Consider the following 13100-nt stretch of genomic DNA (forward strand, 5'->3'; position numbering starts at 1 on the left):
TTTCATGATAGAAAGCTTACAAAATTGTAAGAAAGCCTTCACCTCCGAAATGTTAGGGTAACCGTCGTGCCTTGATTCTCCATAGAGGCAAGCGACACATCGATATCTAATTGCGTACTGATCGTTTCAACTAAATAAAGACCGATCCCAGTTGCCTCTCCTGTTTGCCGCCCATTCTGCCCTGTATAAAAGGGGCGAAAAACCCGCGGGAGATCCGCTGCTGCAATCCCGCATCCTTCATCTGCGATCGTCAAGCTTCTAGAAAACGGATCAATTTCAAAATAGACTTTGCTCTCTGCTGTTGAGTACTTAATGGCGTTGCTAATGAGTTGAAAGAGCAGAATACCTAGCCATTTTTTGTCTGTTGTCACCGTGATATCTGCTTCACTCATCAGCTTCGGATAGACTTCACTGCGAATAAAATTCCGCTTCTGGTCACCGATACTGTGTTTTAACAATTCCAACAGTGAGGCTGACTCGATAACGAAGTCCTCCGTGAAATCTTCCAAGCGCACAAAATTCAGCGCAGTCACTAAGCCACTTTTTAAGCGATCTGTTTCAGCCAAAAGATCATAGCTATCGACTTCTTCACTTTCAGCCATTAGCGCCAAAACTGAGACAGGTGTTTTCATTTGATGAACCCAGATATTCATGAAACGAATATGATTTTGATGGTGCTGATCTAATTCTGTCAGCCGCTCTTGCTCATGCTGCTCTTGTGCATCGAACTGCTTGCGCCATTGCCTGGAAAGGTAGCCATTGCTTCGGTGTGTCGCTCTTCCATGCTTGATATAATGATAAAACGCAGTATTGGAAAGGTAATCTGCCAAATAAACAAGAACAATGAATAGCCCGAATAGAAGCAGACCATAACCAATCACGAGGTTATTTCGATAGCCATCCAACCAAATCACTAAAACGAACAATGAAATGGCTAGGAAGGTAACGAGTAGTTTAGTTAAATGAACACTTACATATGCTCTCATTCTTCTGTACCTACTACCGATAAGGCGTAACCCTTGCCGCGAATCGTTTGGATCGGATCATTGATGCCCATTGCCGCCAATTTTTTTCGCAAACGGCCAACATTGACAGAAAGCGTATTGTCATCAACGAAACGCTCATCATCCCATAATAGATTTAAAATCCGTTCCCGTTTGACCATTTCTGGGTGCGCTGACATTAAAAGGGTCAATAATTCTCCTTCTCGAACAGTCAGCCATTCACTGGCTTCACGATAGACCATCTTCAACGCTTCCGGATAATAGGTCAATTCGCCAGCTTTCAAGCTTCTCGCCCGATCAGACTGTGCATAATTCCCATAGACTCTGCGAATATGGCTCTTCACTTTAGCCAGCAGCAAGTCATAAGAAAAAGGTTTGACCAGATAATCATCAGCACCGTATTCTAATGCCATCACTTGGTCCATATTGCCGTCACGTGCGGAGATGAAGAGAATTGGAACCAATGAATGTTCCCTGATTTTTTGGCACCAATAAAACCCATCATAATAAGGCAGATTGACATCTAACAAAACCAAATCAGGTTGGATCATCAAGAATTCAGCTAAAACCGCAGCGAAATTTTCCGGAACAAAGGTTTGATACGCATAGCGGGATAATTGATTTTCCATCATTTTGACTAACGATTTGTCATCTTCGACCACGAATATTTTCATAGAACCCCTCCTGTTTTCTCTAAAGTTTACCAAAACTACGTGAAAAATACTGCAAAATTCCAGCTTTTTTAAAAAAAGTACACTTATTTATTGTAAGCAAAATTATTTTATAGTATACTACGTTTTGTGATTAAAACTTACTTAAAGTAAAGGTGGAAAAAAATGAAAAATATTTTAGTTGTTAAAGCCAATAACCGTCCTGATGGAGTATCTGCAAAAATGTTTGATACGTTCGTTGAAAATCTTGATACGAACAATGTGGACGTTGTAACCTTTGATGTGTACGCACAACCAATGCCTTATATCGGTCAAACGTTATTTGAAGCATTTGGCAAACTTTCACAAGAACAAGAATTAAACCAAGAAGAACAAGAATTGATGACTGTCCGTCAAGATGTGATGAACAAATTCGCAGCAGCAGATACCATCGTTTTCGCTTTCCCAATGTGGAACCTAACGATCCCAGCAGCTTTGCACACATTCATCGACTATATCTTCCAAGCTGGCTTTACTTTCTCTTATAACGAAGATGGTTCAATGAACCAATTGTTGAAAGACAAAGAAATCGTTCTACTGAATGCCCGTGGTGGTGTTTACTCAGGCGAAATGAGCGCAATGGAAAACGCTGTAACCTTTATGGAAAAAGTTTTCGGTGGTATGTTCGGCATGAACATCACAGAAGAAGTAATCATCGAAGGTCACAATGCAGATCCTTCTAAAACAGCAGAAATCATTGCTGAAGGTTTAGAACGCGTAGCAGCAGCTGCGAAAAAATTCTAATCATTGCTATCGATCAACTCCTCAACAAAGCACTATTGCTGGTTGAGGAGTTTTTTTATCTAAACATGTTGATCGTCCATTGGATCGATAAAACAAAGATGCCCCTTAGAACAGAGCGGTCTAAGGGGCTAAATCTCTTTTTATTTTGATGCTTTCCAATCAAAAGGCAACAGCTCTTCTATCGTCATGATTTTTCCTGCTGCGATCATGACCTGCGTGTTGTGGTTGGCAGGATCCAGCTGGCTGATGAATTCACGGCAACGACCACAAGGTGGGATCGGCTCACCTGCCGAATTGATTGCAACCATCTGTAACACCCGCTGCTGCCCATCGGTGATCATTTGCGCAGCCGCAGCTTGTTCGGCGCAAAAACCCATGGAACAGCTGGTATCGATACAGATCCCTGTATAAATCTGTCCATCTGCAGTAGCCAGAGCTGCCGCGACACTCCCTGCTTCTGCAAATTGAGAGAGCTGTCTGAATCCCAGTTTTTGTTTCGCGGCATCGATCAGCAACTGAAAGTCCATTTTTCTTCCTCCAAAATAAGCTGGTTCATAGTTAAATGAACCGTTTAAGCACCCGCCATGATTTTTGTTAATAGCTCAGGATCAAAGTTCTTTTCCCGCAGCATCGCGATTTCATAGCCATAAGGAGCTTTTTTGTTCTTTTTGTCTTCGCCGACATACGGTGTTTCCAAAATTTTCGGTAACGCTGATAATTGCTCATGATGAACGATCTTATTCAAGGCTTCAAAGCCGATCGTGCCAAAACCAATGTTCGCATGTCGGTCTTTGTGGCTGCCCTGTGGATTTTTTGAATCATTGACATGGATGACCTTCAAGCGATCCAATCCGATGATTTTGTCAAACTCGTTTAAGACGCCGTCAAAGTCTTCTTTGACATTGTAGCCGGCATCATTCGTGTGACAAGTATCTAGTGTAACGGATAATTTTTCATTTAAGGTAACGCCATCGATAATTGCTGCCAATTCTTCAAAGCTGCGACCAATCTCGGTGCCTTTACCTGCCATTGTTTCTAATGCGATCTGGGCGGTTTGATTTTTTTCAAGGACCTCGTTCAAGCCTTTAATGATCTGCTTGATCCCAGCTTCGGGTCCTGCACCGACATGGGCACCGGGGTGCAACGTGATTTGAGTTGCACCTAAAGCTTGGGCTCGTTGGATTTCTTCTTGTAAGAACGAAACGGCAAAGCCAAAGTTTTCTGGTTTGATGGTATTACCTAAATTAATGATGTAAGGGGCATGGACAACGATATTCGAAATTCCCTTTTCCGTCATAAAATCTTGTCCAGCTGCGATCTGCATCTCTTCGATCGGTTTGCGCCGCGTGTTTTGCGGAGCTCCGGTATAGATCATAAACGTAGTAGCTTGATAGCTAGCCGCCTCTTCTGCTGCTCCTAAAAGCATTTTTTTGCCGCTCATTGAAACGTGTGAACCAATCAACATTTTTCTTTTCCTCCTAAATCTAGTCTTCTCTATTATCGATAAAAGCACCTTGTAAAGCGATTATTTTGCTCATTGCCGTATTTTTTTATCAAGCGAGTCCAAATAACATCAGGACACCCGTCATTAGCGGCATACTTATCAAAAAGCTAATGGAAGAAACAAATCCCACCGCCTCTTCCTCCATCCCAGCAATCACGGAATTAATGACCCCAAATAAAGGGATCGGAGCAAACACTAACAAACAAAGTACTGGTTTTAATAAAACTGGGATCGGTAAAACATAGAAAGCCGCGAACAGCACGAAAGCCAGTCCGTAGCGTAAGCTTAAAATTTTGATTACCGTTGGCGTAGTGTGCTTCGGTAAGCGGAAATCCAAAAATAAGCCAATCATAAACATGGACAGAAACGTATTTGCGATCCCGATTGGCTGAACGAGCGCCAAGGCTGACTCGGGAATCCTCCAATCCGCACTGCGGATAATCAGCATCACTAGATAAATGGTAAATGTTGGCGAGCGCAGGAGATTCAAAAAGATTTTTCCTGGTTCAAACGTCGTCCGCTTTCCAATCAAGAACTCGATGAAAATCGTCGTTCCCCCTGCCAACATGATACTGTTCCCCATATCAAACAGCGAAATCAGTGGAATCCCTAAAGGATAAAAACTTTGGGCAAAAGGAATTGCAAAATTGCCGATATTAAAGCCTGACCCGCAGTACATAGCAAACTGTTGCAGCGTGTTCGATTCTTTTTTGGTCAAGAAAAATGCGAAGAGGATCTGGACGATCGTAATGATCAAAGCGATCACAATCAAACTAAGCGCACTGACTTGTACTTGCATTGAAGCTAAATTCAAAATGATTGCTGCCGGTAACGTCACATTCAAAATAATTTTGGATAAGATCGAGCCATCCGCTTTTGAAAGGACATTTAGCCGTTTAAGAAAATACCCTAAGAAGATCATGGCAAATAAGCCGGCGGCATTCAACACTATATTTCCCATTCCAACAAAGACCCTTCCTCTACAAAAATTTGAAAAAAAGCGAACCAACAGGTCGGTTCGCTTTTTGCGATTAAAATGTTAATAAGAAATATTTTTTCTTGCCACGACGAATCACGACGTATTTTCCACCGATCCGATCACTTGCTTGGATCTCGTACGTTAGGGCTTGGACGCGTTCCCCATTGATGTAGATGGCCCCATTTTGTACGTCTTCTCTTGCTTGACGTTTTGATGGTTCGATTTTAGCAGTCGTCAACACTTCAACGATGTTCAAAGAATCATCCGCTGTTACCTGATGACTAGGAACCCCTTTAAAGCCTTGTTCGATCTCTTCAGCGTTCAATTCTTTGATATTGCCGCTGAATAAACTTGCTGAGATGCGTACGGCTTGTTCATAAGCCTCTGCCCCATGAACCAAAGTAGTGACTTCTTTTGCCAAAGCTTTTTGTGCTGCTCGAGATTCTGGTGCAGCGTTAAATTCAGCTTCGATCGCAGCGATTTCTTCTAATGATAAGAAGGTGAAATATTTCAAGAATTTGACTGCATCACGATCATCCGTATTGATCCAGAATTGGTAGAACTCGTAAGGCGTTGTTTTCTTGGCATCTAGCCAAACCGCATTGCCTTCTGTTTTCCCAAATTTCGTTCCATCTGCTTTTGTGATCAATGGCATAGTCAAACCGAACCCTTGGACTTCACGCTCACGACGCAATAATTCGATTCCAGAGGTGATATTCCCCCATTGATCGCTACCACCTAATTGCAACAAGCAACCGTGGTTGTCGTAAAGGTTCAAAAAGTCATAGGCTTGTAAAAGCTGGTATGCAAATTCGGTGTAGGAAATTCCTGTTTCGATCCGACGTTTGACACTTTCTTTGCTCATCATGTAGTTGATGGTAAAGTTTTTCCCCGTGTCCCGTAAGAAATCGATCAGTTTCAATTCCCCTAACCATTCATAGTTATTGGCAATGATGGCAGGATTTTCTTGGTCATCAAAATCAATAAAGCGAGATAATTGGCTTTTGATACTTTGTGACCATTCCAAAACGGTATCTAATGTGTTTAATTGACGTTCTTGATCTTTAAAGGATGGGTCACCGATCATTCCTGTACCGCCACCAACTAATGCGATCGGCACATGTCCGTTTTGTTGGAAACGGCGCAACATCAAAATAGGCAATAAATGACCAATATGCAGGCTATCTGCGGTAGGATCAAAGCCGATATATAGTTTCACAGACTCTTCATTTAATTGTTTGGTCAAGGCTGCTTCGTCTGTGGTCTGATGAACTAATCCGCGTTGCTTTAGTTCTTCAAAAAAGTCTGTACTCATTCTTTCTCCTCCTAATAATTGCTTCATTGTTCATCTTAACTGAAAAAGAGGGCAATGAAAAGTCTTTCTCTCAAAGTCCTTTACCAAAAAAGAAACTTTTAGGCAAATCTGTTCGTTTTCCCTTATTATCGCTGGTTCAATACAAATACCAACTGGCATTTTCTCGCACACTTCTTTCGATAACAGATAGGGTGCTACCCAAGCGCCTTGTTTTTTGCTATAATTACACGGAATCTATTCTAATTTATTGAGGTGACTCTTTTTGTCCCAGAAAACGAAAAATCAAAAGAATACAGAAAACAAAAATAGAGGCTGGTTCTATTTCAATATCAGTCTTAGGGTTTTACATGCCTTGTTCTTAGTGGCTATTTCTTTACTGGTGCTAGGCGGTTCTTTAGCTTTAGGGATCGGTGCCGGCTACTTTGCTTTTCTTGTGGAAGATACCGCAGCTCCTTCTAAAGATGAGTTGCAGAAAGAACTGACCGACATCACAGAGACTTCTCAACTCGCATACGCTGATGGTAGTAAAATCGCAACGATTCGCTCAGATCTGATGCGAACGTCGGTTAATTCCGATCAAATTTCAGACTACTTGAAAAAAGCGATCATCGCAACAGAGGACGAATATTTTAATATTCATAATGGCGTCGTACCAAAAGCAGTCGTGCGGGCGTTATTATCCGAAGCGACAGGCTTTGGCGGCAGCGGGGGTTCCACTTTGACCCAGCAGCTGGTGAAACAACAAATCCTTTCCAGTGAAACGACCTTCAAACGCAAAGCCAATGAGATTTTATTAGCCATGGAAGTGGAGAAATTTTTCGATAAAGATGAGATCGTCACCATGTATCTAAACATCTCCCCTTTTGGCCGGAACAATAAAGGGCAAAATATCGCAGGTGTGCAAGAAGCGGCGCAAGGAATTTTTGGCGTTAACGCAGCTGACCTGTCTTTACCGCAAGCAGCCTTTATTGCGGGTCTGCCACAAAGCCCGATCGTCTACAGCCCTTATACAAATACGGGCGAGATCAAGGAAAACTTGACCGCTGGCTTAGAGCGGAAAGACTTCGTGCTCTTCAGTATGTATCGTAACCACGATATTACGAAAGAAGAATACGAAGAGGCGCTTAATTATGACTTGAAGCAAGACTTCAAAAAACAAGAAGCCATTGAACAAACGGATCAAAGCTTCCTTTATTACACTGTGTTAAATGAAGCAAAAGACATAATTGCCAAACAGCTGGCAGATGAAGATGATGTCAGTGACGAAGAATATGCCAAAGACGAAACCTACCAAAAATACTTCGAATTGGCGCAGCAAAAACTGGTTAATGGTGGCTATACCGTCACATCAACGATCGATAAAGATATTTATAATGCAATGCAAGATGCCGTCGATAAATACGGCTATATGTTAGACAACTGGGGCGACTCCACCATCGAAGTCGGCAACGTCATGATGGACAATGCCACCGGGAAAGTATTAGGCTTTATTGGTGGTCGTAACTATGCTGACAATCAATTCAACCATGCCTTTGATGCTAAACGCCAAGCAGGTTCAAGTATCAAACCAATGCTGGTTTACGGACCGGCGATCGAAAGTGGCTTGATGGGCTCTGAATCAATGGTTTCTGATTATGCCGCAAAATGGCGGACAGGAGAAAACGCCGGTGAGCCGATCGTCAATGCCACAAACCGTGGAACCAATACTTTTATGTCGATTCGCGAATCATTGGAAGTTTCCAGTAATATCGCAGCGACAAATATTTTCCAAGATCTGTGGGAAAAAGAAGGCGATCATTTTTATGCCTATTCAAATTATTTGAGCAAAATGGGCTATCCTGAAGATAACAGCTGGGCATATGAATCAGCGCCATTAGGGGTTACCGATGTCACAGTGTTGAATCAAACAAATGGCTTCCAAACATTTGCCAATAACGGTGTCTATCAGCAAGGCTACATCATCGAATCAATCAAGGATAATGAAGGCGAAGTGCTTTATCAGCATGAAGCCAAACCGGTCCAAGTCTTTTCTGAAGCGACAGCTTCCATTATGACCGACATGATGCGTAGTGTTATCGATGAGCAAAAAACCAGTTCCTTTAAATCGGTTATCAGCGGATTAGATTGGAACCTCGGGAATGCCGATTGGGTCGGTAAAACTGGGTCTACCAATAATTGGTCTGACTCTTGGCTAGTCGTTTCCACCCCATCGATCACAATCAGCAGCTGGTCAGGGCGGGATGACAATAAAGCTACCGATAGTGCAGCAGGAACTCGGACAGCCAATTACATGGCTTACTTGATCAATCGTATCTATCAAACAAACCAAGAAGTCTTTGGTGTAAATCAGAAGTTTGAACTTTCTAGTGATGTCAAAAAAGCTCAAGTTTCCAAGTTTACTGGTACCCAACCAGGAGGAACCGTGCGAGTCGATAATCGAACCTATACGAATCCAAGTAGTACCGTTACTTCTTATTGGGCAACTGGCGGACCAGATACGGTCGATTTCAAATTTGGACTCGGTGGTTCAGATGCAAACTATGCTGACTATTGGAAAAAAGCATCTTCTAGCCGTTCAACAAATCGTTCGTCGAATACATCATCGAATAACGCATCCAACAATGTTACACCTACTGCAAATGATGACGACGAGGACGAGCAAGAAAATAACCAACCTAATACAAATGATGATGATGACTGATCAGCCTTGTGCTGATCAGTTTTTTTATACAAAAAAAGTGTGGGTAGAAAATCCATAGATTTTCTACCCACACGAACGATCGTTGAAGCAAAAAGTGGAACAACAAAGCGTTGCTCCACTAGTCTTTTTATTAAATCGCTGCTTATTTCGTAGAGCTTTTTTCTGAAATACCGTAAGGCAAGACGATCGTTTTTTGTTCTACATCTTCTTTGTTCATCATTTTAGTTAATAGACGCATCGCAACGGCACCCATATCATACAATGGTTGCGTCACACTTGATAAGCGTGGACGAGCTGCTTCAGCCAATAATGAGTTGTTGCTGGTGATGATCTCGAAATCCTCAGGAACTTTAACGCCTTTGTCTAACAAACCATCTAAGACGCCGATGGCTAACTCATCGTCTGTAACATAAGCTGCTGTTGCACCACTGTTGATGATGCGATCAACTAATGCTAAGCCTTCTTTAAAGCTGTATGGTGATTCAAAGATCAACCCTTCAGAATAGTCAAGGTTGTTTTCTTTCAAGGCTTCTTTATAGCCTTTCAAGCGGTTTTGGCCATTGATTGGATCGATCAAAGCACCGCTGACAAAAGCGATTTTTTGATTGTTTTTCGCCAATAATGAAACAGCATCTTTGGCAGCTGCTGTGTAATCGATATTGACACTTCCTACTTGTTCATCAGGATCGATCGAACCAGCTAAAACGACTGGTGTTTTTGAGCGAGAGAATTCCCCGCGAATTTCATCCGTGATGCGATGACCCATGAAGATAACGCCGTCCACTTGTTTTGCTAACAAGTTGTTCAATACGTTGACTTCTTTCATCGTATCGCCATCAGAGTTGGCTAAGATGATATTGTATTTATACATGGTCGCTACATCATCGATCCCACGAGCAAGTGATGAGAAGAACATATTGCTGACATCAGGAATGATAACACCAACAGTTGTGGTCTTTTTACTTGCCAACCCTCGAGCAACTGCGTTTGGACGATAATCCAAGCGGTCGATCACTTCCAGCACTTTCTTACGAGTTGCTGGTTTTACATTTGGATTTCCGTTGACTACCCGCGAAACAGTTGCCATCGATACATTCGCTTCCCGTGCAACATCATAAATCGTAATTGTTTGTTTTTCCATGATATATCTCCCTTATTCTATTTTCAGAAAATCTTATTTACATTTCTTTGTTAGGATAGCAAATTTTTTCTGGATTTGCAACCGTTTTAATTTTGTTTTCATGAAAACTTAGCAATTTCCTACTTTCCCCTCCCCTATTCTCTTCGAAAGCATGATAAAATAGAAAAAGAATACTTGAAAGAAGGTTTTATCAAATGAATGATAAAAAAATCAATGAGTTAAATGCCTGGTTGAAAACCAATGGCGCCGATGTTACCTATATTTCTAATCCAGCAACGATCGCTTATTTTTCTGGTTTTAAAAGTGAACCTCATGAACGGGTCCTTGCTTTGTTCGTCGCACCTGGAAAAGATCCCTTTCTTTTCACACCAGCTCTGGAAGTAGAAGAAGCAAAAAATAGCGGCTGGCCCTTTGACATTATCGGTTATCTCGATAGTGAAGACCCTTGGGCGAAAATCTGCCAAGAATTGACCTCTCGTTACGAGGTTTCTTCCTTGGCATTAGAAAAAAATGACCTTTCCGTCGAGCGCTATGAAGCATTGAAACGGTTCTTGCCAAAAACCGATTTTTCTTTAGATGTGACCCCGGTGATTCAAAAAATGCAATTAACAAAAACCGCGTCTGAGATTGACACCTTACTAGAAGCTGGCAACTGGGCAGATGTTGCTTTTGAGGTTGGGTTTGCTGCCATCAAAGAAGGCGTTAGCGAAATGGAAATCGTGGCAGAAATTGAGTACGAGTTGAAAAAACGTGGGGTTTCCCATATGTCCTTCGATACGACCGTATTAGCTGGTGCCAATGCAGCAAGTCCTCATGGCGTACCTGGGGATCGCAAAGTGACTGCTAATGAACTCGTCTTATTTGATTTAGGAGTCATCTGGAAAGGGTATTGCAGCGATGCAACCAGAACGGTTGCCTATAAAGAACCGACTGCATTACAAAGAAAAATTTATGACATCGTTCTTGAAGCAGAACTAGCGGCTCAAGCAGCGGTCAAACCTGGGATCACCGCTGGAGAATTAGACAAGATCGCTCGTGATGTGATTACGGGTTATGGCTATGGCGACTACTTCAACCATCGTTTAGGTCATGGCATCGGGACCACGGTTCATGAGTTCCCCTCTTTGATCACTGGCAATGATTTAGTGATTGAAGAAGGCATGTGCTTCTCTATCGAACCAGGGATTTATTTGCCAGATCAAGTCGGTGTTCGTATTGAAGATTGCATCTATGTCACTGCAGATGGCTGTGTACCATTTACCAAAACAAAAAAAGAATTGTTGATTTTATCTTGATTCTTTTAATGAAACGGCGCAATATGTTGTAATTACATGAAAAGGAGTGTTCTTATGAGTAAAAAAGTGTTAGTTTTAGGCGGCACGCGTTTTTTCGGTAAATATTTGGTCCAATCTTTAGTGGATCAAGGCTGTGATGTCACGATCGCTACCAGAGGGAAGACGACTGATTCTTTTGGCGATCAAGTCAACCGACTTGTCTTTGATCGCACGGATGAAGAAAGTATCAAAACGACGTTGACACAAGAAACCTATGATGTTATTTACGACAATATTGCTTATACTTCCAACGACATTGAGATTCTACTGCGTCATGTCACACCCAAACGCTACATTGTCACTAGTTCGATGTCTGCCTATCATGAACTGCACTTCGATTTGAAAGAAACGGATTTTGACCCTGCCAAAGAAGCGGTCAAAATTGTCTGCTCTGAGGAAGTCAATTATGCTGAAGGCAAACGAACCGTTGAAGAGATTCTTACCCAAAACTACAGTCAGATTCCGTCCGTTTTTGTCCGCTTTCCTTACGTGATCGGTGCAGATGATTATACAAAACGTTTTGCCTTTTACATCGACCATCTGATAAAGCAAAAGCCAATGGCTGTCGATAATCTAACGCATCAAATGGGCTTTGTGGATGCCCAAGAAGCTGGCCAATTTTTAGCGTTTTTAGGTACCAGCTCTTTCACAGGACCCATCAACGGTGCGTCAAAAGGCACGATTTCTTTAGAAGAAGTGCTGCAATACGTAACGGAAAAAACCGGTCTTTCCCCTCTCTTTTCAGAAACAGGTGATCAAGGCCCTTACAATGGTACACCTGTTTATTCGATCAACGTTGCTCTCGCTGAGGGAATTGGGTTTCCATTCAGTCAACTGCGGGATTGGATCTATCAACTTTGCGATTGGGAAATCACCCAAGCATCAAACGAATAGCTACTGAAGTCACAAAAAACGTTCGCCGATTTAACTGGCGAACGTTTTTATCTTTTAAAGTAATCAAATTTTGTATCCTTGCTTATGCTTCAGGATTGTTTTTTTCTAATGTATCTTTTAATTCTTCTTTTGCATCTTCCAAGTCAGCTTTAGCTTCTTTTGTTTCTGCTTTCGCTGTTTTTTTGGCATCATCCGCTGCTTTTCCAGCTTCTTTTTTCAAATCAGCTGCGGCTGCTTGACCGTCTTTTTTGGCTTCTTCAACTACAGGTTTTGCTTCTTGTGCCCCTTCTTTGACGGTTTGTTTCATATCCGCTGCAGAAGATTTTGCATCAATGATGATATCTTGGACTGTATCATCTGCATCTTCTTTGGCATCTTTCGCTGTTTCTTTCACATCGCTTGCTGATTTTTTGAAGCGTTCTGATAGATCACCTGCTTGTTTCTTTAACTCTTCAACGGTTTCTTCTGATGAACCAGCTGCTGTTTCTTTTAAGTCATCGACTTTCGCTGTTAAAGAACCGGTAAAGTCAGATGCTTGCTCGCTTAATTTTGCTGCTTTATCTTTAGCGATATCGACAAGATCCGTACTTCTTTCTTTGGCTAAATCACCATAATCAGATGCTTTATCTAATAAATCGTCTGCTTGTTTTGCTAATTTATTTCTTAATGTTTTACCAGATTCTGGCGCCAACAAAAGTGCTGCTGCTGCTGCCGCTGTTCCTCCGATGATTGCTCCTAATAAAAATCCGCCTTTTTTACTCATTGAAAGTCCTC

12 protein-coding genes are annotated in these 13100 nt (G+C 42.0%); 4 read left to right on the forward strand and 8 right to left on the reverse strand.

Going from position 1 to position 13100, the window contains the following annotated elements; translation table 11 throughout:
• Positions 1-38: 38 nt before the first annotated feature.
• Positions 39-986 carry a sensor histidine kinase gene (locus tag IGI92_RS09640; RefSeq protein ID WP_301387677.1) on the reverse strand — a complete coding sequence of 316 codons (948 nt, stop codon included), beginning with the start codon at positions 984-986 and terminating at the stop codon, positions 39-41.
• Positions 983-1678, reverse strand: a complete 696-nt coding sequence (locus tag IGI92_RS09645) for a response regulator transcription factor (protein WP_301387675.1) — start codon at positions 1676-1678, stop codon at positions 983-985. Before IGI92_RS09645 ends, IGI92_RS09640 begins: the two co-directional genes overlap by 4 nt.
• 162 nt (positions 1679-1840) lie before the next feature.
• Between IGI92_RS09645 and IGI92_RS09650 the strand changes: the two genes are divergently transcribed.
• Entirely contained in the window at positions 1841-2458 is a 618-nt protein-coding gene (locus IGI92_RS09650) for an FMN-dependent NADH-azoreductase (protein WP_005225804.1), read from the forward strand.
• A 140-nt stretch (positions 2459-2598) separates the two neighbouring features.
• Here the strand turns inward: IGI92_RS09650 and IGI92_RS09655 are convergent, their stop codons facing one another.
• From IGI92_RS09655 to tyrS, 4 genes are all read right to left on the reverse strand, one after another.
• Complete coding sequence (locus tag IGI92_RS09655; protein ID WP_034872565.1) at positions 2599-2985, reverse strand: cytidine deaminase family protein; 387 nt, start codon at positions 2983-2985, stop codon at positions 2599-2601.
• Between the two features lie 44 nt (positions 2986-3029).
• Positions 3030-3923, reverse strand: a complete 894-nt coding sequence (locus IGI92_RS09660; protein WP_008378462.1) for a deoxyribonuclease IV — start codon at positions 3921-3923, stop codon at positions 3030-3032.
• A gap of 88 nt (positions 3924-4011) precedes the next feature.
• Complete coding sequence (locus tag IGI92_RS09665; protein ID WP_016612232.1) at positions 4012-4923, reverse strand: AEC family transporter; 912 nt, start codon at positions 4921-4923, stop codon at positions 4012-4014.
• Between the two features lie 70 nt (positions 4924-4993).
• The gene (gene tyrS, locus IGI92_RS09670) at positions 4994-6256 is read right to left on the reverse strand and encodes a tyrosine--tRNA ligase (RefSeq protein WP_087663992.1); all 1263 of its coding nucleotides are present in this window, start codon (positions 6254-6256) and stop codon (positions 4994-4996) included.
• Positions 6257-6518: 262 nt separating this feature from the next.
• Here tyrS and IGI92_RS09675 point away from each other — a divergent pair, with 262 nt between their 5' ends.
• Positions 6519-8957 carry a transglycosylase domain-containing protein gene (locus IGI92_RS09675; protein ID WP_016612234.1) on the forward strand — a complete coding sequence of 813 codons (2439 nt, stop codon included), beginning with the start codon at positions 6519-6521 and terminating at the stop codon, positions 8955-8957.
• A gap of 142 nt (positions 8958-9099) precedes the next feature.
• Here the strand turns inward: IGI92_RS09675 and ccpA are convergent, their stop codons facing one another.
• On the reverse strand, positions 9100-10098 hold the full coding sequence (gene ccpA / locus IGI92_RS09680; protein ID WP_008378470.1) for a catabolite control protein A: 999 nt from the start codon (positions 10096-10098) through the stop codon (positions 9100-9102).
• A 194-nt stretch (positions 10099-10292) separates the two neighbouring features.
• Between ccpA and IGI92_RS09685 the strand changes: the two genes are divergently transcribed.
• Together IGI92_RS09685 and IGI92_RS09690 are read left to right on the forward strand one after the other, a co-directional pair.
• Complete coding sequence (locus IGI92_RS09685; protein ID WP_008378471.1) at positions 10293-11393, forward strand: M24 family metallopeptidase; 1101 nt, start codon at positions 10293-10295, stop codon at positions 11391-11393.
• A 54-nt stretch (positions 11394-11447) separates the two neighbouring features.
• Positions 11448-12326 carry an NAD-dependent epimerase/dehydratase family protein gene (locus IGI92_RS09690; RefSeq protein ID WP_086299372.1) on the forward strand — a complete coding sequence of 293 codons (879 nt, stop codon included), beginning with the start codon at positions 11448-11450 and terminating at the stop codon, positions 12324-12326.
• An 82-nt stretch (positions 12327-12408) separates the two neighbouring features.
• On the opposite strand, the gene IGI92_RS09695 is transcribed toward IGI92_RS09690, so the two are convergent.
• On the reverse strand, positions 12409-13089 hold the full coding sequence (locus tag IGI92_RS09695; RefSeq protein ID WP_005235400.1) for a YtxH domain-containing protein: 681 nt from the start codon (positions 13087-13089) through the stop codon (positions 12409-12411).
• Between the last annotated feature and the right edge of the window lie 11 nt (positions 13090-13100).

Origin of the sequence: Enterococcus sp. DIV2379 (assembly GCF_050542965.1) — a bacterium.
GTDB classification, from domain to species: domain Bacteria; phylum Bacillota; class Bacilli; order Lactobacillales; family Enterococcaceae; genus Enterococcus_D; species Enterococcus_D entomosocium.